This is a genomic window from Rhizobium sp. BG4 (assembly GCF_016864575.1).
Classification (GTDB): Bacteria; Pseudomonadota; Alphaproteobacteria; order Rhizobiales; family Rhizobiaceae; genus Rhizobium.
The window spans coordinates 400504-424260 of the sequence record NZ_CP044126.1 but is presented as its reverse complement, the minus strand read 5'-3'; the positions used below and the strand labels follow the sequence as shown (position 1 = coordinate 424260).

Genomic DNA, 23757 nt, shown 5'->3' with positions numbered 1-23757 from the left:
AGGATCATGATGTCATTCTTCTCCCTTCCCGAAGACACGGTCTGGACCGAGGTCGCCCCCGGCAATAGCCGCGCCGTCCTGAGCCAGAGACCCGAAATGATGCTGGTCGCCTTCCGCTTCGAGGAAGGTGCAGTCGGCGCGCCGCACTCGCATCCGCATACCCAGGTCAGCTATGTCGCCGAAGGCGCATTCGACGTCACCGTCGACGGCAAGACGACCCGCCTGGGACAGGGCAGCAGCTTCATCGTCGCTCCCAACCTCGTCCACGGCGTCGTGGCGCTAGCGCCCGGCCTTTTGATTGACACGTTCACGCCGCGCCGCGACGATTTCTTATAAGCGGTCAGCCGGTAGCGCGAGACCCCATCAAACACCGACGCGCGTCAGCGCGCCGGCCTCTGCCGATGGTCTCTGCCCTTTTGTCTTGAGCAGCTCGGTTGCCGTATCGAAATCGACGGCGCGCGAGAACAGGAAGCCCTGGCCGAGCACGCATCCCATCGCAACGAGATCCGAGACCTGGCTCTCGGTCTCGATGCCCTCGGCAACGACGCGGATACCGAGCTTGCCGGCGATGCCGACCAGACCCTCGACGATAGCGGCGCCTGGTTCCTCGTGGATGAGCCGATCGACGAAGGATTTGTCGATCTTGATGATATCGACGGGAACGGTGAGCAGGTGGGTGAGGGAGGCATAGCCCGTGCCGAAGTCGTCGAGCGCGACGCGCAGACCCTGCTCCCGGAAGGCGCCGATCTCCTCGCCGATCATGTGGTCGCGGGGGTCGAGATAGACGGACTCGGTCACCTCCAGGATCACATGTTCCAGCGGCACGCCCTTTGCGGTGAAATGCTCCTGCAGCTTTGCCTGGAGATTGCCGGTGTGGAAATCCGCGGCTGACAGGTTCAGGCCGACGTGTTGCAGCGGCAGGCCGAGATCGAGCCAGCGGCGCATGTCGGCGGCGACGGTGACGAGCATGAGCTCGGTGATCTGCAATGCGATATCGCCATCCAGCATCGCCTCATGGAAATGCGCCGCGGCAACGACGTCGCCCGAGGCTGTCCGCATCCGGCAGAGCGCTTCGAAGCCGACGATCTCCTTCGTGTCGAGCCGAACGATCGGCTGGTAATGCGCCTCGATCCGTCCTTCGGCGAGCGCAATGCCGACATCGCGAATTGCGCGGAACCTGCGTGTCAGCGCCGTGCCCATGCCGGGATAATAGGCGGTGAACTGGCCGCGATAGCGCGACTTGCCGTGATAGAGCGCGATATCGGCGTTCTGGCGCGCGTCGCCGTTGCCGGAGATAGCGCCGCCTGCGGTCACCGACGGGAAGACGACATGCCTGTCGCATTGCGCCGGGCGCTTGATTTCACGGAGTATGGCGTTGCAGTGCTCGGTCAGCTCATCGATGCCGATGCCGTCGAAGATCACGGCAAATTCGTCGCCGCCGAGCCGGAAGGTTCGATCCCTAGGGACGGCGGCAGCGATGCGCCGCGCCACCGTCTGGATCAGGGCGTCGCCCGCGCCATGGCCGAATGTGTCGTTGACCAGTTTGAGGTTGTCGATATCGGCAAGCAGCAGGCCGAAGTCGCTGTTTGCGGCCTGCAGGCCGTGCAGCACTTCGTTGAAGCGCGCCCGATTGGCCTGTCCCGTCAGCGCATCCGTATAGGTGAGGCGCTCCCTTTCCCGGGTGCGCTCGTCGCGCTCGATCGCGATTGCGCAGAGATGCGTGCAGGTCTCGATGACTTCCTTGTCATGGCTCTCGGGATGACGGCCGTTGCTGAAATAGAGGGCGAAGGTGGCGATGACCTTGCCGCCGCTGATAACGGGCGTCGACCAGCAGCCTAGGAGCCCGAGCGGCAGGGCAAGCGCCCTGTATTTGGCCCAGCGCGCGTCGCTTGCGATATCCGTAACGATGACGGGGACGCCATAATAGGCGGCGGTGCCACAGGAACCGGCAAGCGGGCCGATCTCCAGATTGTCGAGTGCATCGCTGTAATGCTTCGGCAGGGAGGGGGCTGCGAGCGGGTGCAGCACGCCGTTTTCAACACGAAGCACCGAACATTGAATGCCCGGCAGGCGGGCTTCCACCAGACGGCACAATGTTTCCAATGTTTCGGTGAGCGGCTCGCCCTTGGCAATCCGTTCGAGAACTTTGTTTTGCAGTTCGAGCATATCGGCGCCAATGAGGTTGGAATACTCAGGGTAGGCGCAGAGACCACAAATCTCGTTTCCGGAACTGCTAAAATACGATCTATCGTTGTTTTTTAATGTAAGCCGACTGTCGGGAGATGCCGATCTTCGCAACCGGCACCTCCTAGTCTCGCACATTAGCGCAGATCGTCGCGCTTCCCGTCGACGAGATGCGGAAGGGCTTCGAGCGTGCCGGGCTGCAACTCGGCGGGGAGGAGCGCCTGCGGCATATCCTGGTAGCAGACCGGCCGCAGGAAGCGGCGGATCGCGAGCGTGCCGACCGAGGTCGTGCTGCTGTCCGATGTCGCCGGGAAGGGGCCACCGTGGACCATGGCATGAGAGACTTCGACGCCCGTCGGCCAGCCATTGGCAAGGATGCGCCCGGCGCGCCGCTCGAGAACCGGAATGAGCGGTCCGGCTGCGGCGACGTCCTCGGGCTCGAGATGCAGCGTTGCGGTCAGCTGTCCCTCGAGCTGTTCGGCGGCGTCCCGCATTTCATCGACGCTGTCGCAGACGATCAGCAGCGAGGCTGATCCGAAGATTTCCTGGCTCAGCTCCGGATTGGCGAGGAAGCTCTTCACATCGGTCTTGAACACCGCCGCGCGGCCGCGGTTCGGCCCTGCGGGCGGCTGGCTTTCGGCAGCCGCCGACACGCCGTCGTGAGCAGCAAGCGCATCTCGCCCGGCTTCGTAGGCTGCATGAATGCCGCTCGTCAGCATCGGTGCCGGCTGGTGCGCGCCGAGCTCGGCTTCGAGCGTCTGGAGGAAAGCCGAAAGCCCTGCGCTCTGCTGCACGAACATCAGGCCCGGGCTGGTGCAATATTGGCCGGCGCCGAGCGTTAGCGATGCGGCATAGCCCTTGGCGATCGCTGCAGCGCGCTTTTCGATCGCCTGTGGCATGACGAAGACGGGATTGACGCTGCTCATTTCGGCATAGACGGGGATTGGCTCGGGGCGGGCCGAAGCCAGCGCCACCAGAGCAAGGCCGCCGCGCCGTGATCCGGTGAAACCGACCGCCTTGATCTTCGGGTTCTTGACCAGTGCCGTGCCGGTGGCGATTTCGCCGGGGAGATAGGAGAACACGCCTTCCGGCATTCCCGTCCGTTCTGCGGCGCTGCGGATGGCGCGGGCGACAAGTTCGCCGGTGCCGAGATGTGCGGGATGTCCCTTGACGACGACAGGGCATCCAGCCGCCAGCGCCGACGCGGTGTCTCCGCCCGCAACCGAGAAGGCGAGCGGAAAGTTGCTCGATCCGAAAACCGCCACGGGGCCAAGCGGGATCTGGCGCATGCGCAGATCCGGGCGTGCCAGCGGCTGGCGATCCGGCAGGGCGCTATCGATGCGTAGATCGAGCCATGCGCCATCGCGCACGGTCTGAGCAAAGAGGCGCAACTGGTTCAGTGTGCGTGCAAATTCGCCTTTGAGCCGCCCCTCCGGCAGGCCGCTTTCCGCACCTGCGCGTTCGATGATGGCCGCCTGGGAGGCGTCGATCTCTTCGGCGATTGCGTCCAGGAAAGCGGCGCGTGTTTCGATCGGCAGCTGGCGGTAGCGGTCGAACGCATTCCAGGCGAGGTCGCAGGCGCGGGCGACGTCTTCCTCGGAGGAATTGCGGAATTCGGGCGTAAGGGTTGCCGATGTCGCGGGATTATACGCGATCAGCGTCTTCTGGCCGGGAGCCACGTCGCTATTGCCGATCAAGGCGGCCCCGGTGATGCGATCTGACATGAAATTGTCTCCGTCGATATTCTTCATTCTTGCCGGTAATGCGATCAGGGCTTTTGCGCAATCGCCTGAATGAGGCCGGCCCTGCCTTCGCGCAGATTGCGCCCGAGATTGCGGCCGGCAATGCCGAACTCGCTGCCCATGACGACGTGAAGGCCGAGCGCTGGAGCTTTCGCCGCTGCTGCCTGCGCGCGCTGGCGCGCCTCGAACCAGTCCGCACCGGCTTCCGTGCAATCCGTCCACGACGTGATGCGGAAGCCCTGTGAAACGAGCACGTCTCGCATCTCATCGGCGGTCACGACAAAACTCATCGCCGGTTGCTCGGCCCATGGTACCGGGAAATGCATGGGAGTGACTTCGCCGGCGACGACGTCATAGATCGCCAGCTTCCCGCCGGGTCGCAGGACGCGGAACGCCTCACGGTAGAAGCCGGCGCGATCCGCGATGTTCATCGCGACATGCTGCGTCCAGGCGAGATCGAACATGCCGTCGTCGAACGGCAGGGCAAGCGCATTTGCCTGCTTGTAGGCAACCTTTCCGGAAAGGCCGGTCCGCTCCGCCAGGAAGCTTGCCGCATCGACGAAAGACTGGCTGAGATCGATGCCCGTCACCTTGCAGCCGAACCGCGCCGCTAGATAGCGCGACGGTCCGCCGAGGCCCGAACCGATATCGAGCACCGCTGCCGAGCCGTCGATATCGAGAGCATCGGCAAGCTCGACCGTCGCCGCCAGGCCGCGGGAATGAAACTGGTCGAGCGGCGCGAGATCCTCAGGCGCCAGCACGCGGCGAGCAAGGCCATCGGCCGCAAGCGCTGCTTCCAGACGCTCCCTGAGGCTGCCGCGATCGTAATATTGCTGAATGGATTGGTTTTCGGCCATCGCCTGATCTTCCTGTCGCCATCATGCGGCCGTGCTGGCGAGGAGCCAAACATCGGCCAGGATGCCGATTTATAGCCGGGCGTGAGGCCGAGGCCTATCGGCATAAATGCCAATCTTGAGGTCATTTACGCCAGATGAAAGAGTGGCATATGAAGCGCCGTTGGCGGCAATTGCGGGGAGCGGCCAACGATGGCGCCGGCCGCTCCCTGTCTCCGAGCGACCCGCCGCCTGGCGCTCAAGGAGGAGGACATGATACGCCTCCAAGGCACATGACGGTATCAATCCGATGAAAGTCTGACGGCGCGTGGCCGAAGAGCCGCAGCAAAACGTTCCTGCGGCAACGGAGAATAGCGCTATTTCAAGGGCTTGGCCTGTGGACAAGTGGTGGAAAACCTGTGCAGCCATCAGGCCGGCAAAGCCGAAGTGTTCTCTTCTTGTTCCGTTGCGGCTTGCGCTCGGCCTGCGACTCGGGTCACATTGTCCTCAACCAAGCTTCGGCCTCCGCCGCAACTGACGCCGAAGATTTGGTACGGGCGCTCCCTTCTGGTCGAGCGCCCTCTTTTTTTTCGAAGAGGCTATTCTCTGCGAATGATCGCGCTTCGGATCAGTTGGTCGTGCTGTCGCACATCGGCACGGGGCGCGACGGCTGCGGCGGATGATCGGCCTTGTACTGGGCGATGATCGGCTCGAGCTTTTCCTTCGGCCAGAACTTCGGAGAGCCGATCGCTTTCAGGCAGGAGGCGTTCCAGTAGCTGCCGTTGGTGACCGGCGATTGGCCGGCTGCGACGGCTTGCGCCACGGCTTTGATGTCGCCTGAATCCGGGTAGATGTAGAGCGTCGTCGGGTTGCCATCGACCATGGACAGAACCTTCGGCGCATCGGATGGCGACCAGCTGGTGCAGCCGTCGCTGCGACCGCCCGCATAGGTCACGAGTTTGCCGAGCGGCGTATAGCCCTGGCTGTTGGCATAGGGGCTGTCGGGCTTCTTCTGCATGCAGATGCCGGAAACGAGGGCTGCCGCATGGCCGCCGATCGCCCGCTGTCTGGCATTGGCGGTCTCGCCAATCCCGTCGAACTGCACGAAGGAGCGGATGAAGGCCGCCTGGCGGTCGGCACTGGTGCGGTAATAGCCTTTGAAGGAGGTCTTGATCTCGCTCGTCAGATAGGCGCCCCCCGCGGTCAGGTTGGAATCCAGCGCGTTGCCGAAATTCTTGGCGCATTCCCGGCCATTGGAGAAATTCGCCACACCCTGGAGATTGCGCCCCCCACCGTGACCGGAAGAGATGACGCTGAACGACATGTCGCCCTCGCAGATCACATAGAACCGGCCGCTCGACTGGTCGCCCGGGTCGTTCGGCCGCGTAGCGTCCATCGCGAAATAGCAGCCGTTCCGGACTTTGCCTTCGGCCACCTTCGAGAAATAGAGACTGCGCGCGCGCTGGAGGACGGGCAGGGCGATCTGCCCGTCGTCGACGCCGACATGTACCATCAGCCAGTTCGGGATCGGCATCGTGGAGCCGGACGGCGCCGCCTGTGCGGAAGCCGCGATCGAGAGAAGCGCCAGACCGGAAAACCCAAGGAGTGAAAACCTTCTGGACACGGCGCATTCTCCTGGCAGTTTCGCGGCACTATTCGTTCGGCGCGGGTTGGTCGATCCCACCTAGCTTATAGATGATGGTTTAATAAGTTTTAACAGCCGGGCAACGATCTGCTGGTTGATTGTTACCGCCCGAGCTTCATGTGCCGGTTCACATCCTTGTAGAGGAGGTAGCGGAACTTACCGGGTCCGCCGGCATAGCAGGCCTGCGGGCAGAAGGCGCGCAGCCACATGAAGTCTCCGGCTTCGACCTCCACCCAGTCCTGATTGAGCCGGTAGACCGCCTTGCCTTCAAGCACATAAAGGCCGTGCTCCATGACATGGGTCTCCATGAAGGGAATGATCGCACCCGGCTCGAATGTGACGATCGTCACGTGCATGTCGTGGCGCAGATCGAGCGGATCGACGAAACGCGTGGTCGCCCACCGTCCCTCGGTGCCCGCCATCGGCGAGGGCGCGATATCCTGTTCGTTGGTGAAGATGGGTTCGGGAATGCTGAGACCTTCCACCTTCTCATAGGTTTTGCGGATCCAGTGGAAGCGTGCGGTTTCCTCGCCACGGTTTCGCAGCCGCCAGCCGCAGGAGGGCGGCAGGAAGGCATATCCGCCGGGACGGAGCACATGAGTTGCTCCCGCAAGCTCTACGCTGATCTCCCCCTCGACGACGAACAGCACGCCTTCGGCCATCGGATCGGCCTCTGGCTGGTCGCTGCCGCCTCCGGGGGCGACTTCCATGATATATTGCGAGAAAGTTTCAGCGAAGCCGGAAAGCGGGCGCGCAATCACCCAAAGGCGCGTCTTCTCCCAGAAGGGCAGGTAACTGGTGACGATATCCATCATCACGCCCTTGGGGATGACTGCGTAGGCTTCCGTGAAGACGGCGCGGCCGGACAGGAGCTCTGTCTGGGCAGGGTTGCCGCCACGCGGCGAGAAGTAGGTAGGGTTGGTCACTTTGCACTCCGCGAACTATTGTGCATATATCGATGGGTGCCCGACGATATCGGGGCAGAAACGGGCCGAGCAGCGTTGCAGACGGCCGTTTCAGGCGGTCTGGCCGGCCGCTCTGCGACCTTGAAGAGCAGAATAAAGCGCGCCGAAACAGTTGCTAAAATTTGAAAGTCTTTTGCATTTTTTCGGGGAAATCCTGATCTAGCGCCGCGCTTTCAGGCAAAGCACAATCCCTCTCAGCAGGAAAATTCCGGATTTCGGGTTTCTTGCGCCTGTATCCGGAGGAGATGCAGGCGGCCCCATGACATAGGGCAGCGCCGGGAGCGCTCGCCTCGGGAGGAATTATGTTCGAACGGCTTTTCAAATTGCAGGAGCACGGTACGACCGTGCGCACCGAACTCATCGCGGGCGTCACGACGTTCCTGACGATGTCCTATATCATCTTCGTCAACCCCGATATCCTGTCGAGCACCGGCATGGATCGCGATGCGATCTTCGTTGCCACCTGTCTGGCAGCTGCACTCGGCTCGATCGTCATGGCGCTGGTCGCCAACTGGCCGATCGGTATGGCGCCGGGCATGGGGCTCAATGCCTTCTTCGCCTTCACCGTCGTCGCCGCCCTCGGCTTTACCTGGCAGCAGGCGCTCGGCGCCGTCTTCATCTCGGGCATGATCTTCGTGCTCCTCACCGTCACAGGCGTGCGGCGGTGGCTGATCGATGGCATTCCGCATTCGCTGAGAAGCGCGATCGCCGCCGGTATCGGTCTGTTCCTGGCGATCATCGCGCTGAAGAGCGCCAATATCGTCGTTGATAATCCCGCGACACTCGTTGGTCTCGGCAATCTGCGCGAAACCGGTCCGCTGCTGGCGATCTTCGGCTTCTTCGTGATTGCCGTGCTCGATGCGTTGAAGGTGCGCGGCGCGATCTTGATCGGCATTCTCGCCGTTACCGTCCTCTCCTGGATCTTCGGCGTCAGCGAGTTCAAGGGCATCGTCTCGATGCCGCCGTCGATGCTGCCGACATTCATGCAGCTCGATATCGTCGGTGCACTGCATGGTGGCCTGGTGCACGTCATCCTCGTCTTCGTGCTCGTAGAGGTGTTCGATGCCACCGGCACGCTGATCGGCGTTGCCAAGCGCGCGAAGCTGATCGAAGAGGGCAGGCCGAACCGCCTGAGCCGGGCGCTGCTCGCCGACAGTGCCGCAATCGTTGCCGGTTCGCTGATGGGCACCAGCAGCACGACCGCCTATGTCGAAAGCGCCTCCGGCGTGCAGGCTGGCGGCCGCACCGGCCTCACGGCGCTGGCTATCGCCGTGTTGTTCCTGGCCGCGCTCTTCATCTCGCCGCTCGCCGCTTCGGTGCCGAGCTACGCGACGGCCCCGGCTCTGCTCTATGTCGCCGGCCTGATGATGCGCGAGCTCACCGAAATCGACTGGGACGACCTGACGGAAGCCGCACCGGCAGCCCTGACGGCGCTTGCCATGCCCTTCACCTACTCGATCGCCAATGGTCTCGCTTTCGGCTTCATCAGCTATGTCGTGCTGAAGGTCGGCACCGGCCGCTGGTCGGTTCTGCATCCAGCGACGCAGATCGTCGCGGCGCTCTTCGTGGTGCGCTTCGCCTTCTTCGCTTAGTAAGGAATAACGCGAGAAAGCCGGGCCGTTCGAGAGAGCGGCCCGGCTTTTCTCATTCCAGATTTTGCAGATCGCGGCTTTGTAAACTCAAAACTTGCCCGCCATTCCCCCTCTAAAACTTGAAAGTCTCGAAGGATCTCGCTGCTTTTCAGAGGAATGGCCCTGTCCGATATTGGAGACAGGAGTGCTACGCTTGGGAGAAATCATGCAGTCTCATGCAACAGGAGCCGGCCGGCTCACGACCCATGTTCTGGATACGGTGCGCGGAAAGCCCGCCGACAGGCTGCGCATCGACCTCTACCGCATCGAGGACGAGAGGGCGCATCGGCTGAAGTCAGTCAATACCAACGACGATGGGCGCTGCGATCAGCCGCTGCTGTCGGACGAAGCGATGCGGGCCGGGACCTACGAGCTGCGCTTCCATGCCGGTGACTATTTCCGCGGCACAGCGGGTACGGCCGAGTTCCTCGATATCATCCCGATCCGTTTTGCCATCGCCGACGAGCGTGTCCACTACCATGTGCCGCTGCTCGTCTCGCCCTTCAGCTATTCCACCTACCGCGGGAGCTAGTGATGACTGTCGCCATCCGCCAAGAGTTGCGCTTCATTCTTAATGGGCAGAACATCGCTCTCTCCGATGTCGCGCCGGATCAGACGCTGCTCGACTGGCTGCGCCTGTCGCGCTCGCTGAAAGGTACAAAGGAAGGCTGTGCCGAGGGCGATTGTGGCGCCTGCACCGTGCTCGTCGGGCGGCTTACGCCGGCGGGCCGGCTTGTCTATGAGAGCGTTAATGCCTGCATCCGCTTCCTGGGATCGCTTGATGGCTGCCATGTGGTGACGGTCGAGCATCTCTCCGGCCGTGACGGACGATTGCATCCGGTGCAGCAGGCGATGGTCGACTATCACGGCTCGCAATGCGGCTTCTGCACGCCGGGCTTCGTCATGTCGCTCTACGGGCTCTGGATGCAGACGCCGGAGCCGTCCGACCGCCAGATCGAAATCGCCCTTCAGGGCAACCTCTGTCGCTGCACCGGCTACGAACCGATCCTTCGCGCCGCGCGTGCCATCTCCAGCTATGGCGGGACTGCCAGGGATCCACTGCTCGTCGAACGCACGGCGATGATCTCGCGATTGCAGGTGCTGCGGGACGGTGCGCGCGTCGAAATCGAGAATGGCGGCGGAAAGCTGATCGTGCCGGCCGATCTCGACGATTTTGCCGCGATTTTCGAGACGTCGCCTGCTGCCACTGTCGTAGCAGGTTCTACGGATGTGGGGCTCTGGGTCACCAAGCATATGCGCCGGATTTCTCCGGTTATCTTCATTGCCGGGCTTCAGGAACTGAAGACAGTCTCGGTGAAGGACGGCATCATCTCGATCGGCGCCGGGGTCACCTATTCCGAGGCGATCGAGACGCTGTTGCAGCATATTCCGGCGCTGGGCGAACTGGTGAACCGCATCGGCGGCCAGCAGGTGCGCAACATGGGAACGATCGGCGGGAACATCGCCAACGGCTCGCCGATCGGCGACACGCCGCCGCCGCTGATTGCGCTGGGTGCGACACTCACCCTGCGAAAGGGCGCCGAGCGCCGCACGATCCCGCTGCAGGACTTCTTCATCGCCTATGGCAAGCAGGACCGCCAGCCCGGCGAATTCGTCGAGGCCGTGCATGTGCCGGTGCCTGCGGCCGATGAGACATTCGCCGTCTACAAGGTCACCAAGCGCCGCGACGAGGATATCACGGCGACGCTTGGGGCGTTCTCTCTCAAGCTTTCGGCTGATGGCGTGGTGGCTGAAATCCGCATCGCCTATGGCGGCATGGCCGCGACGCCGAAACGAGCCTTTGCCGTAGAGGAGGCGCTGCTCGGGCAGCCCTGGACAGAGGCCACCGTCGAACGCGCGATGGAACGCTATGCGGAGGATTATGCGCCGCTGAGCGACATGCGCGCCACCGCCGAATACCGGGCACTGGTCGCAAAAAACCTTCTTCTCAGATTCTACCTGGAAACGACATCGGGCGCCGAACTGGCGCAGGTGTCCAGATATGAGGCTGCGTGAGCCATGAACAAGCACACTGCCGACATCAAAGCCGAAACGATCACCGGCGGCGTCCATACCAGCCCGCGCCATGATTCCGCGCACAAGCACGTTGCCGGTACAGCGATCTACATCGACGACATCGCCGAACCCGCGGGCACGCTGCATGCCGGGCTCGGCCTGTCGAATGCTGCTCATGGCATCCTGAAGGAGGTCGATCTCTCGGCCGTCGCTGCCGCACCCGGCGTCGTCGCGGTGCTGACCCATGAGGATGTGCCGGGGGTCAACGACATCTCGCCGTCCTATATGAACGACGATCCGGTACTTGCCGTTGGCAAGGTCGAGTTTCACGGCCAGCCGATCTTCTGTGTCATTGCCGAGACGCGCGAGCAGGCGCGCCGGGCAGCACGCCTGGCAAAGATCACCTATGAGGAGCTGCCGGCCGAGATCGACATATGGGACCTCGACGTATCAACCCATCGCCAGGTCGTCACACCGCTGACGCTGAAGCGCGGCGATGCTGCGGCCGGGCTCGAAAGCGCGCCGCGCCGCGTCAAGGGCCGCATGCGCCTTGGCGGGCAGGATCATTTCTATCTCGAGGGGCAGGTGTCGCTGGCGCTGCCCGGCGAGGATGACGAGATCATCGTCTATTGCTCGACACAGGGGCCGAGCGAAACCCAGCACATGGTTGCCCATGCGCTCGGCGTGCCGAGCAACGCCGTGACGATCGAGGTGCGCCGCATGGGCGGCGGCTTCGGCGGCAAGGAAACGCAGGCCAACCAGTGTGCGGCGCTCGCCGCGATCGCGGCGAAGAAGCTCGGCCGTCCGGTCAAGCTCCGCCTCGACCGCGACGAGGACATGACCGCGACGGGAAAGCGGCACGACTTCGCGATCGACTACGATGTCGGCTTCGACGACGAAGGCCGGATCCTGGCGATTGACTATACTTTCGCGCTGCGTGCCGGTTTCTCCGCCGATCTCTCTGGCCCGGTCGGCGACCGCGCGCTGTTCCACTGCGACAACGCCTATTTCTTCCCGGCGGTTCATGCGAAATCCGCGCCGCTCTATACGAATACGGTCTCCAACACCGCCTTCCGCGGCTTCGGCGGACCGCAGGGCATGGTCGGCGCCGAGCGCGTCATCGATGAGGTGGCCTTTGCCGTCGGCAAGGATCCGCTCGACATCCGCAAGCTGAATTTCTACGACGCCATGGGTGTCGAGGGTGAGCGCAATCTCACGCCCTATCACCAGAAGGTCGAGGATTGCATCATCCAGCGGATCGTCGCTGAACTTGAGGAGAGCGCCGACTATGCCGGCCGCCGCCAGGCGATCCAGGAGTTCAATGCCCGGAACCGCGTGGTCAAGCGCGGCATCGCGCTGACGCCCGTCAAGTTCGGTATCTCCTTCACCAAGACGGAATCGAACCAGGCCGGTGCACTGGTGCACGTCTATACCGATGGTTCCGTGCATATGAACCATGGCGGCACGGAGATGGGGCAGGGGCTTCATCTGAAGGTCGCACAGGTCGTGGCCGAGGAGTTCCAAATCGATCTCGACCGGGTGAAGATCACCGCGACAACGACGGCCAAGGTGCCGAACACGTCGCCGACCGCTGCTTCCTCCGGTGCCGACCTGAACGGCATGGCGGCGCAGAATGCGGCACGGCAGATCAAGGACCGGCTGATTGCGTTCGCCGCCGAAACCTACCAAGTGCCAGCCGAACAGGTGATCTTCCTGCCGAACCGGGTGCGCATTGGTGCGAACGAGATCGCCTTCAACGATCTGGTCAAGAAGGCCTATATGGCCCGCGTCCAGCTCTCCGCCGCAGGCTTCTACAAGACCCCGAAAATCCATTGGGACCGCGCCAAGGGCCGCGGCCATGCCTTCTATTACTATGCCTATGGCGCTGCCTGCTCGGAAGTGTCGATCGATACGCTGACCGGCGAATATGTCGTCGAGCGCACCGATATCCTCCACGATACCGGCCGCTCGCTGAACCCGATCATCGATATCGGCCAGATCGAGGGCGGTTTTGTTCAGGGCATGGGCTGGCTGACGACCGAGGAACTGTGGTGGGACGGCAAGGGGCGGCTTCGCACTCACGCGCCATCGACCTACAAGATTCCGCTCGCCTCCGACCGGCCGAAGATTTTCAACGTCGCGCTGACGGACTGGTCGCAGGCCTACGAGCCGACCGTCCATCGCTCGAAGGCCGTCGGCGAACCGCCCCTTCCGCTTGGCCTTTCCGTGCTGCATGCTCTCTCGGACGCGGTTGCGAGCGTTGCGGATCACAGGATCTGCCCGCGCCTCGACGCGCCGGCAACGCCCGAACGGGTGCTGATGGCGATCGAGCGGCTCAAAGCGGCGAACAGGGAGTGAGCGCATGCCTGCCGCGCGTGAAGACATCCGGGATTTCCTGCGCCGCGAACCGGCTTCGATCCTGATCGAGGTCGTTGGGGCCGCGGGTTCGACGCCGCGCGATACCGATGCCTGGATGCTGGTCTCAGAGCGGGCGATCTTCTCGACGATCGGCGGCGGCCAGCTTGAGCACATGGCGATCGACCAGGCGCGCCGGGCGCTGCGGCTGCAGACCGCCGCAGGCACGATGAATGTGCCGCTCGGCCCGGAGATAGGCCAGTGCTGCGGCGGCCGGGTCAACCTTGCGCTGACGGCGGTCGATGCCCGCCTTGCGCGTGATCTCGTTGCGCGCAGCGACCGGGAGATTGCTGCGCGCCCGCACGTCTATGTGTTCGGAGCGGGCCATGTCGGCGATGCGCTGGCTATGGCGCTATCGCTCGCGCCCCTGCGCGTCATTCTCGTCGACACCCGCGAAGATGAGCTGGCGGCCTCCTCCGTGCCGCGGATCGAGACCTGCCTGACGGCGATACCGGAGGCGGTCGTCCATGACGCCCCGGCCGGCAGCAGTTTCGTGATCCTGACCCATGATCATGCGCTGGATTTCCTGATCACCGCCGAAGCGCTCAGCCGCCCGGATGCCGCCTATGTCGGCATGATCGGCTCATCGACCAAGCGGGCGACCTTCCGCAGCTGGCTGTCGCGCGAGGTTGGTCATCCCGAACTGTTCGACAAGCTCGTCTGCCCGATCGGCGGAACCGTCGTTAAGGACAAGCGCCCGGCCGTCATCGCCACACTGGCGGCGGCGGAGATCATGACGGCGGCGCTGAACTGGTCGGCGAAACGCGATCAGTCGGCTTCGGCAACGGCGGGTTCGTCGTCCAGGAGCTTGCCGATCAGCCGCTGACAGCGGTCGGCCATGAAGTCGATCATCAGCCGCACCTTCGGATCCTGGAAGCGCTTGTGCGGATAGAGAGCGGCAAGCTGCACGGAGGCGGGCGGACTGTCCTTCAGGATCTCCACCAGCTTACCTTCTCTCAGATAGGCCTTCACCTCGAAGAGCGGCTTGTTGATGATGCCGCGTCCCTCGAGCGCCCATTGCGTAAGCACGTCGCCATCATCGCTGTCATAAGGGCCGCCGACTTCGAACTTGCGCAGGCCTTCGGCCGTCAGGAGCGTCCAGAAATATTCCTTCGAGCCCGGATAGCGCAGCAGCAGACAGTCGTGTTTGTCCGAGATCAGCGCATCCGCATTCCCGGGCATGCCGCGGCGCTCGATATAGTCGGGCGACGCACAGAGCACGCGCTGGCAATTGAGGATGCCGCGCATGCGCAGGTTCGAATCCTCGAGCACGCCGAGTTTGAAGGCGACATCGACGCCTTCGGCGAGGATGTCGACATTATGGTCCGAGAGGCGCACCCGCACTTCGATATCGGGATATTTGTCGTGGAACTCGGGATTCCCGAGGCAATCAGCCGGCGGCCGATACCGAGCGGCGCGGTAATGCGCAGCGACCCCTTCGGATTGCGGGACAGGTCGGCAATGGCGCCTTCTGCCTCGTTGACGGCTTCGATGATCTTCACCGCCCCGTCATAGAAGACGCGGCCATGCTCCGTCGGCGACAGCTTTCGTGTCGTCCGGTTGAAGAGCCGGACGCCGAGATGGCTTTCCAGCTCCTTGATGCGGTTGCTGGCGACAGCAGGCGTGACGCGCTGGTCGCGCCCCGCAGCGGAAAGCGTACCGAGTTCGATCACGCGAACGAAGACGCGGATGTTATCGAGATAGGACATAGCGCTTTCTACCACATCATTTCATGGGACAGCGGCCGCGATCTTATAGATTTTTTTGAAAGTGTTCGAGGATTTCACGGGATTTCCGGGGAAGTCGCGCGATGGCAGAACCGTTCCCGATAACTGGGAGGTCTCCATGTATGAATATGCCATCGCCTGGGATTGGGTGACTTTCGCCGTCCGCTGGCTGCATGTGATAACGGCAATCGCCTGGATCGGCTCTTCCTTCTATTTCGTGGCGCTCGATCTCGGTCTGAAGAAACGCCCCGACCTGCCGCCCGGTGCCTTCGGTGAGGAATGGCAGGTCCACGGCGGCGGCTTCTACCATATCCAGAAATATCTGGTGGCGCCGGCCAACATGCCCGACCACCTCGTCTGGTTCAAATGGGAGAGCTACGTCACCTGGCTTTCGGGGTTCGGCATGCTCTGTCTCGTCTATTATGCCGGAGCGGATCTCTACATGATCGATCCTCACGTGCTCGACGTTTCCAAGCCGGTGGCCATTGCCATCTCGCTCGGAACGATCGCCGGAGGCTGGATCATCTACGACCTGATCTGCAAGTCGCCATTCGGCAACTACAATACGCGGCTGATGGTTGCGCTCTATTTCATCCTGGTTTTCGTCGCCTGGGGCTATACCCATCTGTTCACAGGCCGCGCCGCCTTCCTGCATCTCGGCGCCTTCACGGCGACGATCATGTCGGCCAACGTCTTCTTCATCATCATTCCGAACCAGAAGATCGTCGTCGCCGACCTTCTGGCCGGCCGTACCCCCGATCCGAAATACGGCAAGATCGCCAAGCAGCGCTCGACGCATAACAATTACCTGACGCTGCCCGTCCTGTTCCTGATGCTGTCGAACCACTATCCGCTGGCCTTCGGCACCGAGTTCAACTGGATCATCGCCTCGCTGGTGTTTCTGATGGGCGTCACCATCCGCCACTACTTCAACACCCGCCATGCCGATGCCGGCAATCCGACATGGACCTGGATCGTCACCGTCATCATCTTCATCTGCATCATGTGGCTGTCGACGGTGCCTAAAATCCTGACCGGCGATGCGGCGGAGGCGAAGATTTCGGCAGCCCAGCAGCCCTTCGTCACCGCCGAGGCCTTTCCGAAGGTGCGCGATACGGTGCTCGGGCGCTGTTCCATGTGCCATGCGCAGGAGCCGGGGTGGGAGGGTATCATCAAGCCGCCGAAGGGCGTGACCCTGGAAACTGACCGCGACATCGCGGCCCATGCCCGCGAGATCTACCTGCAGGCGGGCCGCTCGCATGCCATGCCGCCCGCGAATGTCACTCAGATCACCGACGACGAACGGCGCCTGCTTGTGTCCTGGTACGAGAGCGCCATCAACGGAGAGAAGACCCAATGACCGATATCCTGATCCGCGGCCGCGTGCTGACTTTCATCTCCGAGCCGCAGGGCATCGATGACGATGCCTCCTATCGCTATTTCGAAGATGGTGCGGTTCTGGTACGCGGAGGCAGGATCGTCACTTCGGGCGTCTATGGCGATGTCAGGAAACTCGCCGCCGCCGATATCAAGGTCGAGGATCACCGCCCGAACCTGATCCTGCCGGGCTTCATCGACACGCATCTGCATTTCCCGCAGACGCAGGCGATTGCCTCCTATGGCGCGCAGCTGCTGGAATGGCTGAACACCTATATTTTCGTGGAGGAGCAGAAGTTTGCCCGCCCCGCGCATGCCGCCGAAGTCGCCGGCCGCTTCATGGACGAGCTTCTGTCGAACGGCACGACGACCGCCGTCGCCTATTGCTCGGTTCATCCAGAGAGCGTCGATGCCTATTTCTCCGCCGCCGAGCAGCGCGGCATGGGTGTCATCGGCGGCAAGGTGATGATGGACCGCAACGCGCCGGAAGCGCTGCGCGATACGCCTGAGCGTGGATATGACGAAACCAAGCGGCTGATCGAAAAATGGCACGGGCGCGGCCGCGCCCGTTACGCGATCAGCCCGCGCTTCGCCATCACCTCGACGCCGGAACAGATGGAGATGGGCAAGGCGCTGGTTTCCGAGCATCCGGATTGCTACGTGCAGACTCATCTCTCCGAGAACCTCGACGAGATCGCCTTCGCCACCTCGCTCTATCCCGCGGCAAAGGACTATACGGATATCTATGCGCGCTACGGCCTGCTGAACGAGCGCACACTGCTCGGCCACTGCATCCACATGAGCGACCGGGAAATCTCGGTGCTTGCCGAGAGTGGTGCGGTCGGCGTCTTCTGCCCGACATCGAACCTTTTCCTGGGGTCCGGCCTGTTCGACAGCGCCCGTTTCGACAAGCTCGGCGCCCGGTGGTCGGTCGCGACCGATGTCGGCGCCGGTACCAGCTTCTCGATGCTGGAGACGATGGATGAGGCCTACAAAGTGCTGCATCTGCAGGGCCAGCGGCTGACGCCGCTCAACTCCTTCTACCGGATGACGCGCGGCAATGCCGTGGCGCTTGGTCTCGAGCAGGAGATCGGTTCGCTGGAACCGGGTGTGACGGCCGATATCGTCATCCTCGATTCCCGCGCTAAGTCGGCGATGGAATACCGGATGCGGACGGCGCGGTCGCTGATCGAGGAACTCTTTATCCTGCAGACGATGGGCGACGACCGCTGCATCGCCGAGGTCTATGTTGCCGGTAAGGCGATGAAGAAGCCGCGGCGCGCGACGGCCGATAGGCAACTCGAAACCGCCTGATCTCTCGATCAGAATCCTGCCGCCGGCCTCTCCGTGATGCCGGCGCTTTGCATTTAAGCTCAGGGCCGTTTCGAGCGTCCGCCCATCGCCTTGGTCAGGGCTTCGGCCACGGTCTGTACCAATGGGCCAATCGCCGCGATCTTCTCATCGGGCAGCCGCACGGCCGGACCCGAGATGGATATGCCGGCAACGGCCTCGCCATATTCGTCGAAGATCGGCGCGGCGACGCAGCGCATGCCGAGGGTGTGCTCCTCATCGTCGATGGACCAGCCGCGGGCGCGGATCTCCGCGATATCGCCAAGCAGCTTCGGCAGGCTGTCGCGCGTCTTGCCGGTGAAGTGCTGCAGCGGCCGGCCGGCCAACAGCGTCCCGATCCGCTCATCCGTCCATGTCGAGAGGATGGCCTTGCCGATCCCTGAGGCATGGATCGGCCCGCGCCGTCCCGGCCGGAAGAAGGCGCGCATCGGCGCGTGGCTTTCCACTTGCGAGATGAAGACCACGTCGCCGTCATCCTCGATCGCGATATTGGCGGTCTCGCCGCATTCATCCATCAGCTGCTTGAGGAACGGACGGCTGATCGTGCCGAGCTTGCGGAAGCGGAGATAGGCCGTGCCGATCTCGAAAGCCTTGACGCCGATCGTCCACGCACCGGTCTCGCCATCATGCGTGACCATGCCGTGCTGCGCGAGTGACGTCAGCAGCCGGTGTACGGTAGAGGGCGCCATGCCGGATTGCTCCGCAAGATCGGTGAGGACAGCGCCTTCAGCTTCTGCCACCAGTTCCAGAAGCTTAAGGCTGCGGTCGAGCACCTGGACCGAGGAGGGAGCAGCGTTCTCGGACGGCTTGCGTCCCGGTCTGCCTCTCCCTTTTTCCTGATGCTCCGCCATGCCGTCGTCTCCTGCCCCTTGGTGGTCATGACATAGCCGGACGCGAGCGATTGTTCCAGATTCATTGAAAATGTTTATTTCCACATGATGGTATTGATTTCCATTTTTGAATTGCGCCGTGTGCAGGATGCGCTAGCCTCATCTTCCAGACACGGAGGATTACCCAATGGCAAGAATGCGAGCTGTCGATGCAGCGGTACTGGTTCTGGAGAAGGAAGGCGTCGATTGCGCCTTCGGCGTTCCGGGCGCTGCGATCAACCCATTCTATTCGGCGCTGAAGGCACGCGGCTCGGTCCGCCACATCCTGGCGCGGCATGTCGAGGGCGCAAGCCATATGGCGGAAGGTTACACCCGCGCCAGCGCCGGCAATATCGGCGTCTGCATCGGCACGTCGGGTCCGGCCGGAACCGACATGATCACCGGCCTCTACTCGGCTTCTGCCGACTCGATCCCGATCCTCTGCATCACCGGCCAGGCGCCGCGCGCCCGCCTCGACAAGGAGGATTTCCAGGCGGTTGATATCTCCAAGATCGCTGCCCCCGTCACCAAATGGGCAGTCACGGTCATGGAGCCGGCGCTGGTTCCCTTCGTCTTCCAGAAGGCGTTCCATATCATGCGCTCCGGCCGCCCCGGGCCTGTTCTGATCGATCTGCCGGTTGACGTTCAGCTGGCCGAGATCGAGTTCGACATCGACACCTATGCCTCGCTCGGCGCCTACAAGCCGCAGGCCACCCGCGCCCAGGCCGAGAAGGCCCTGACGATGCTGAACGAGGCCCACCGCCCGCTGATCGTCGCTGGCGGCGGCATCATCAACGCCGATGCCTCCGATCTGCTGATCGAATTCGCCGAGATCACCGGCGTCCCCGTTATCCCGACACTGATGGGCTGGGGCACGATCCCCGACGATCATCCCCTGATGGCCGGCATGTGCGGCCTGCAGACCTCGCACCGCTACGGCAATGCCTCGCTGCTCGCCTCCGACTTCGTGCTCGGCATCGGCAACCGCTGGGCCAACCGCCACACCGGCAATGTTGCGACCTACACCAAGGACCGCACCTTCGTGCATGTCGATATCGAGCCGACGCAGATCGGCCGCGTCTTCGCCCCCGACTTCGGCATTGTCTCGGATGCCGGTGCGGCGCTCAAGCTGCTGCTCGATGTTGCCACCGAATGGAAGGCCGCCGGCAAGCTCGCCGACTGGTCGGCATGGGCTGACGAGTGCCGCGACCGCAAGCGCACGATGCTGCGCAAGACGCATTTCGACCAGACGCCGCTGAAGCCGCAGCGCGTCTACGAAGAGATGAACAAGGCCTTCGGCCGCGATACCTGCTACGTCTCGACGATCGGGCTCAGCCAGATCGCCGGCGCCCAGTTCCTGCATGTCTACAAGCCTCGCAACTGGATCAATTGCGGCCAGGCCGGACCGCTCGGCTGGACGCTTCCGGCAGCCCTTGGCGTGCGCGCCGCAGATCCTGACCGGTCGATCGTTGCGCTCTCCGGCGACTACGATTTCCAGTTCATGATCGAGGAACTCGCCGTCGGCGCGCAGCACAAGCTGCCCTATCTGCATGTGGTCGTGAACAATTCCTATCTGGGCCTTATCCGCCAGGCGCAGCGCGGCTTCAATATGGATTTCGAGGTCAGCCTGGCCTTCGAGAATATCAATGCCTCCGGGACGGCCGAACCCGGTTACGGCGTCGATCATGTCGCTGTTGCCGAAGGCCTCGGCTGCAAGGCGCTCCGCGTCCGCAGTCCCAACGAATTCCAGGAGGCATTCGCGACCGCCAAGCGGCTGATGGATGAGCACCAGGTGCCCGTCGTCATCGAGTTCATCCTCGAGCGCGTCACCAATATTGCCATGGGCGTCGATATCGATGCAGTCATTGAGTTCGAGGACCTTGCCGAGCGCGGCGAGGACGCCCCGACCGCGACGCTGGCGCTGCTGGACTAGGAGGAGAATACCATGCCGAAATTTGCCGCCAATCTGACCATGCTCTTCAACGAGGTGCCCTTCATGGAGCGCTTCGCACTGGCCGCCAAGGCCGGCTTCGAGGGCGTTGAATACCTGTTCCCCTACGAGTTCGACAAAGCCGCACTGCGCGCTGCGCTCGATCTCCACGGCCTGACGCAGGTGCTGCACAATCTGCCGGCCGGCAACTGGGCGGGCGGCGAGCGTGGCATCGCCATTCTGCCTGACAGGATCGACGAGTTCCGCCGCGGCGTTGCCGAAGCCATCGACTATGCCACGACGCTCGGCTGCTCGCAGGTCAATTGCCTCTCGGGCATCGCGCCCGTCGGCCTGCCGCACGAGGTGCTGCGGACGACCTTCGTCGCCAACCTGAAATACGCTGCCGCAGAACTCGGCAAGCACGGGATCCGGCTGCTCATCGAGCCGATCAACCGCTTCGATATCCCGGGCTTCTATCTCAATACGCCGGATCAGGCTGCCGCGCTGATCGCCGAAGTCGGCAGCGACAACCTGTTCATCCAGTACGACCTCTATCACCAGCAGCGGACCCAGGGAGAACTGATCGGCACCTTCACGAAGCATCAGCCGAAGATCGCCCATATCCAGCTCGCCGATAATCCCGGCCGGCACGAACCGGGCACCGGCGAGATCGCCTATCCCTTCGTTTTCGAACAGCTGGACGCCCTCGGCTATGACGGCTGGATCGGCTGCGAATACAAGCCGCGCACGACGACCGAGGCCGGGCTCGGCTGGTTCGCCGCCACCTCGCGAGCGCCCGCCAGCGCAGACATTCTCAAGATCAGGAGCTAACACCATGGCAACAATCGGATTTATCGGCCTCGGCATCATGGGTACGCCCATGGCGCGCCACCTGCAGAATGCCGGCCACACCATCGTCACCTCGAAATTCGCCATTCCGCCGCGCCAGGAACTGCTCGAGAACGGCCTGCAATTCGTCGAGACGCCGAAGGCGCTCGCTGAAAGCGTCGACACCATCATCCTGATGCTGCCCGATACGCCTGAAGTGAAGGACGTTCTCTTCGGCGAGAACGGCGTTTCCTACGGCCTATCGGCTGGCAAGCTCGTCATCGACATGAGCTCGATCTCGCCGATCGAGACCAAGGAGTTCGCCCGCAAGGTGCGCGAGACCGGCGCGGAATATATTGATGCGCCGGTCTCGGGCGGCGAGGTCGGCGCGCGAAACGCATCGCTGTCGATCATGGCCGGCGGTTCGCAGGAAAGCTTCGACCGCGCGCTGCCGCTCCTGCAGCTGATGGGCAAGAACATCACGCTGGTCGGCGACTGCGGCGACGGCCAGGTGACCAAGGTCGCCAACCAGATCATTGTCGCGCTGACGATCGAGGCTGTCTCCGAAGCGTTGGTCTTCGCTTCGAAAGCCGGCGCCGATCCGGCCCGCGTGCGTTCGGCGCTGATGGGTGGCTTTGCTTCCTCGCGCATCCTCGAGGTTCACGGCGAGCGGATGATCAACCGCACCTTCGAGCCGGGATTCCGCATCTCGCTGCACCAGAAGGACCTGAACCTCGCGCTGCAGGGCGCCAAGACGCTCGGCATCTCGCTGCCCAATACCGCGGCGACGCAGGAACTCTTCAACCAGTGCGCCGCCAATGGCGACAGTGGCCTCGACCATTCCGGTCTGGTCACCGCGCTGGAGCGGATGGCCAACCACGCCGTCGCATGAGAATGGGGCCGGCCGGACGACAATTCCGGCCAGCCCTCCCAACATCAGGAGAGCCCCACATGCCGCCGATCGCTGATCCCCGCGCTTTTCTGGAAGGCCTCTTCCACGCCGCCGTCGCAGCGGCCGATCCGGACAAGGCGCTGGCCGGTTGCCTGCCTGACAAGCCGAAAGGCCGCACTGTGGTCATCGGCGCCGGCAAGGGCGCAGCACAGATGGCCCGCGCCTTCGAACGGCTGTGGGATGGCCCGCTCTCCGGCGTCGTCGTCACCCGCTACGGCTACGCCGTGGACTGTGAACGCATCGAAATCCTCGAAGCCGCCCATCCAGTACCGGACGAGAACGGCCTTGCCGCTTCCGCCAGGCTGATGGCGGCGGTCAGCGGCCTGACTGGGGACGATCTCGTCGTCGCCCTCATCTGCGGCGGCGGCTCGGCACTGCTTCCGGCACCCGCCAGAGACCTGACGCTCGCCGACGAAATCGCCGTCAACAAGGCGCTGCTGGCCTCAGGTGCACCGATCGATGCGATGAACGCCGTCCGCAAGCAGGTCTCGCGCATCAAGGGCGGCAGGCTGGCGGCACTCGCCCATCCGGCCCGCGTCGTCTCTCTCGTCGTTTCCGACATTCCCGGCGACAACCTCGCCCTCGTCGCTTCGGGGCCGACCATCCCGGATAGAAGCACAGCCGCCGATGCCTTGCGGCTGATCGATCGCTACGGGCTCGATCTCCCCGAAGCGGTGATGCGCCATATCCGCGAGGGCAGGGACCCGGCGCCAGAGCCGGACAGCGCCTGCTTCGCAGGAAACGAAGTGCATCTGGTAGCGTCCGCCTGCGTTTCCCTGGAAGCGGCAGCAAAGGCTGCCTGCAACGCCGGTATCGAAGCGGTGATCCTCTCCGATGCAATCGAGGGAGAGGCGTCCGAAATCGGCCGCATGCATGCGGCCATTGCCGCCGAAATCGCCCGCCGCGACCGGCCGTTTTCCAAGCCCGTCGTGCTGCTTTCGGGCGGCGAGACGACGGTGACGATCAAGGGGACGGGGAGGGGCGGGCGCAATGGCGAGTTCCTGCTCTCCTTCGCCCGCGGCATTGCCGGATTGAACGGCATCGCGGCGCTGGCCGCCGATACCGACGGCATCGATGGCTCGGAAGACAATGCGGGTGCCTTCGCCGATGGGACCACCATCGACCGTCTTCTCAGCCGGCAGATGGATGCCGCCGATCTGCTGGCCAACAACGACAGCTGGTCCGCCTTCAATGCGCTCGGCGATCTCTTCGTCCCCGGACCAACCGGCACCAACGTCAACGACTTCAGGGCGATCCTGATCCAGCCGTCCGAATGATCAATATGCGGGAAGG

The 23757-nt window shown here is 63.2% G+C and carries 19 protein-coding genes and 1 pseudogene; 13 read left to right on the top strand and 7 right to left on the bottom strand.

Annotated elements, in window-relative coordinates; genetic code table 11:
* Positions 1-6 precede the first annotated feature (6 nt).
* Positions 7-336: a cupin domain-containing protein gene (locus F2982_RS22050; RefSeq protein ID WP_203430903.1), complete on the top strand. Its 330-nt coding sequence runs from the start codon at positions 7-9 to the stop codon at positions 334-336.
* Positions 337-363: 27 nt separating this feature from the next.
* Here F2982_RS22050 and F2982_RS22045 read toward each other — a convergent pair whose 3' ends face one another.
* From F2982_RS22045 to F2982_RS22025, 5 genes are all read right to left on the bottom strand, one after another.
* Complete coding sequence (locus F2982_RS22045) at positions 364-2166, bottom strand: GGDEF domain-containing protein (protein WP_203430902.1); 1803 nt, start codon at positions 2164-2166, stop codon at positions 364-366.
* 155 nt (positions 2167-2321) lie between these two features.
* Entirely contained in the window at positions 2322-3908 is a 1587-nt protein-coding gene (locus F2982_RS22040) for an aldehyde dehydrogenase (NADP(+)) (RefSeq protein ID WP_203430901.1), read from the bottom strand.
* 44 nt (positions 3909-3952) lie between these two features.
* A complete protein-coding gene (locus tag F2982_RS22035; protein WP_203430900.1) occupies positions 3953-4783 on the bottom strand; it encodes a methyltransferase domain-containing protein in 831 nt (276 codons plus the stop codon).
* 604 nt (positions 4784-5387) lie between these two features.
* Positions 5388-6383, bottom strand: coding sequence for a hypothetical protein (locus tag F2982_RS22030; RefSeq protein WP_203430899.1), 996 nt, complete (start codon positions 6381-6383; stop codon positions 5388-5390).
* Between the two features lie 122 nt (positions 6384-6505).
* Positions 6506-7330 (bottom strand): bifunctional allantoicase/(S)-ureidoglycine aminohydrolase, encoded by an 825-nt coding sequence (locus F2982_RS22025; RefSeq protein ID WP_203430898.1) that lies wholly within the window; start codon positions 7328-7330, stop codon positions 6506-6508.
* 341 nt (positions 7331-7671) lie between these two features.
* On the opposite strand from F2982_RS22025, the gene F2982_RS22020 reads away from it, so the two are divergent.
* The 5 genes from F2982_RS22020 (at position 7672) to xdhC (ending at position 14257) form a co-directional block, all read left to right on the top strand.
* On the top strand, positions 7672-8961 hold the full coding sequence (locus tag F2982_RS22020) for an NCS2 family permease (protein WP_130281086.1): 1290 nt from the start codon (positions 7672-7674) through the stop codon (positions 8959-8961).
* Positions 8962-9166: 205 nt separating this feature from the next.
* Positions 9167-9532 (top strand): hydroxyisourate hydrolase, encoded by a 366-nt coding sequence (gene uraH, locus F2982_RS22015; protein WP_203430897.1) that lies wholly within the window; start codon positions 9167-9169, stop codon positions 9530-9532.
* A gap of 2 nt (positions 9533-9534) precedes the next feature.
* On the top strand, positions 9535-11016 hold the full coding sequence (gene xdhA, locus F2982_RS22010; protein ID WP_203430896.1) for a xanthine dehydrogenase small subunit: 1482 nt from the start codon (positions 9535-9537) through the stop codon (positions 11014-11016).
* Between the two features lie 3 nt (positions 11017-11019).
* Positions 11020-13374 (top strand): xanthine dehydrogenase molybdopterin binding subunit, encoded by a 2355-nt coding sequence (gene xdhB, locus F2982_RS22005; RefSeq protein ID WP_203430895.1) that lies wholly within the window; start codon positions 11020-11022, stop codon positions 13372-13374.
* Positions 13375-13378: 4 nt separating this feature from the next.
* Positions 13379-14257 (top strand): xanthine dehydrogenase accessory protein XdhC, encoded by an 879-nt coding sequence (xdhC, locus tag F2982_RS22000; RefSeq protein ID WP_203430894.1) that lies wholly within the window; start codon positions 13379-13381, stop codon positions 14255-14257.
* Here the strand turns inward: xdhC and F2982_RS21995 are convergent.
* Positions 14200-15104, bottom strand: a pseudogene (locus tag F2982_RS21995) (LysR family transcriptional regulator). The gene xdhC and the pseudogene F2982_RS21995 overlap by 58 nt on opposite strands.
* Between F2982_RS21995 and F2982_RS31635 the strand changes: the two are divergent.
* The 3 genes from F2982_RS31635 to guaD are packed head-to-tail and all read left to right on the top strand — an operon-like array spanning position 15012 to position 17849.
* Positions 15012-15263 (top strand): hypothetical protein, encoded by a 252-nt coding sequence (locus F2982_RS31635; RefSeq protein ID WP_246777677.1) that lies wholly within the window; start codon positions 15012-15014, stop codon positions 15261-15263. The pseudogene F2982_RS21995 and the gene F2982_RS31635 sit on opposite strands and share 93 nt — an antisense overlap.
* Positions 15264-15276: 13 nt before the next feature.
* Positions 15277-16518, top strand: coding sequence for a urate hydroxylase PuuD (locus F2982_RS21990; RefSeq protein ID WP_203430893.1), 1242 nt, complete (start codon positions 15277-15279; stop codon positions 16516-16518).
* Positions 16515-17849 carry a guanine deaminase gene (gene guaD / locus F2982_RS21985; RefSeq protein WP_203430892.1) on the top strand — a complete coding sequence of 445 codons (1335 nt, stop codon included), beginning with the start codon at positions 16515-16517 and terminating at the stop codon, positions 17847-17849. The genes F2982_RS21990 and guaD overlap by 4 nt, the downstream gene beginning before the upstream one ends.
* 59 nt (positions 17850-17908) lie before the next feature.
* Here the strand turns inward: guaD and bhcR are convergent, their stop codons facing one another.
* Positions 17909-18736, bottom strand: a complete 828-nt coding sequence (bhcR, locus tag F2982_RS21980; RefSeq protein WP_203430891.1) for an HTH-type transcriptional regulator BhcR — start codon at positions 18734-18736, stop codon at positions 17909-17911.
* Between the two features lie 166 nt (positions 18737-18902).
* Between bhcR and gcl the strand changes: the two genes are divergently transcribed.
* From gcl to F2982_RS21960, 4 genes are read left to right on the top strand one after another with little or no spacing between them, the layout of a single operon-like run.
* Entirely contained in the window at positions 18903-20687 is a 1785-nt protein-coding gene (gene gcl, locus F2982_RS21975; protein WP_203430890.1) for a glyoxylate carboligase, read from the top strand.
* Between the two features lie 12 nt (positions 20688-20699).
* A complete protein-coding gene (gene hyi, locus F2982_RS21970) occupies positions 20700-21515 on the top strand; it encodes a hydroxypyruvate isomerase (RefSeq protein WP_203430889.1) in 816 nt (271 codons plus the stop codon).
* A gap of 4 nt (positions 21516-21519) precedes the next feature.
* On the top strand, positions 21520-22404 hold the full coding sequence (locus F2982_RS21965; RefSeq protein ID WP_203430888.1) for a 2-hydroxy-3-oxopropionate reductase: 885 nt from the start codon (positions 21520-21522) through the stop codon (positions 22402-22404).
* Positions 22405-22463: 59 nt separating this feature from the next.
* Positions 22464-23741 (top strand): glycerate kinase, encoded by a 1278-nt coding sequence (locus F2982_RS21960; protein ID WP_203430887.1) that lies wholly within the window; start codon positions 22464-22466, stop codon positions 23739-23741.
* Positions 23742-23757: the final 16 nt, after the last annotated feature.

What these genes read in the sequence shown, in the direction of transcription:
- xdhB (WP_203430895.1), top strand. Translation starts at nt 11,020, where the DNA reads ATGAACAAGCACACTGCCGACATCAAAGCCGAAACGATCACCGGCGGC.
- guaD (WP_203430892.1), top strand. Translation starts at nt 16,515, where the DNA reads ATGACCGATATCCTGATCCGCGGCCGCGTGCTGACTTTCATCTCCGAG.
- F2982_RS22050 (WP_203430903.1), top strand. Translation starts at nt 7, where the DNA reads ATGATGTCATTCTTCTCCCTTCCCGAAGACACGGTCTGGACCGAGGTC.
- F2982_RS21960 (WP_203430887.1), top strand. Translation starts at nt 22,464, where the DNA reads ATGCCGCCGATCGCTGATCCCCGCGCTTTTCTGGAAGGCCTCTTCCAC.
- F2982_RS22035 (WP_203430900.1), bottom strand. Translation starts at nt 4,783, where the DNA reads ATGGCCGAAAACCAATCCATTCAGCAATATTACGATCGCGGCAGCCTC.
- gcl (WP_203430890.1), top strand. Translation starts at nt 18,903, where the DNA reads ATGGCAAGAATGCGAGCTGTCGATGCAGCGGTACTGGTTCTGGAGAAG.
- F2982_RS22045 (WP_203430902.1), bottom strand. Translation starts at nt 2,166, where the DNA reads ATGCTCGAACTGCAAAACAAAGTTCTCGAACGGATTGCCAAGGGCGAG.
- uraH (WP_203430897.1), top strand. Translation starts at nt 9,167, where the DNA reads ATGCAGTCTCATGCAACAGGAGCCGGCCGGCTCACGACCCATGTTCTG.
- bhcR (WP_203430891.1), bottom strand. Translation starts at nt 18,736, where the DNA reads ATGGCGGAGCATCAGGAAAAAGGGAGAGGCAGACCGGGACGCAAGCCG.
- F2982_RS31635 (WP_246777677.1), top strand. Translation starts at nt 15,012, where the DNA reads ATGGCTTTCCAGCTCCTTGATGCGGTTGCTGGCGACAGCAGGCGTGAC.
- F2982_RS21965 (WP_203430888.1), top strand. Translation starts at nt 21,520, where the DNA reads ATGGCAACAATCGGATTTATCGGCCTCGGCATCATGGGTACGCCCATG.
- hyi (WP_203430889.1), top strand. Translation starts at nt 20,700, where the DNA reads ATGCCGAAATTTGCCGCCAATCTGACCATGCTCTTCAACGAGGTGCCC.
- xdhA (WP_203430896.1), top strand. Translation starts at nt 9,535, where the DNA reads ATGACTGTCGCCATCCGCCAAGAGTTGCGCTTCATTCTTAATGGGCAG.
- F2982_RS22040 (WP_203430901.1), bottom strand. Translation starts at nt 3,908, where the DNA reads ATGTCAGATCGCATCACCGGGGCCGCCTTGATCGGCAATAGCGACGTG.
- F2982_RS22020 (WP_130281086.1), top strand. Translation starts at nt 7,672, where the DNA reads ATGTTCGAACGGCTTTTCAAATTGCAGGAGCACGGTACGACCGTGCGC.
- xdhC (WP_203430894.1), top strand. Translation starts at nt 13,379, where the DNA reads ATGCCTGCCGCGCGTGAAGACATCCGGGATTTCCTGCGCCGCGAACCG.
- F2982_RS21990 (WP_203430893.1), top strand. Translation starts at nt 15,277, where the DNA reads ATGTATGAATATGCCATCGCCTGGGATTGGGTGACTTTCGCCGTCCGC.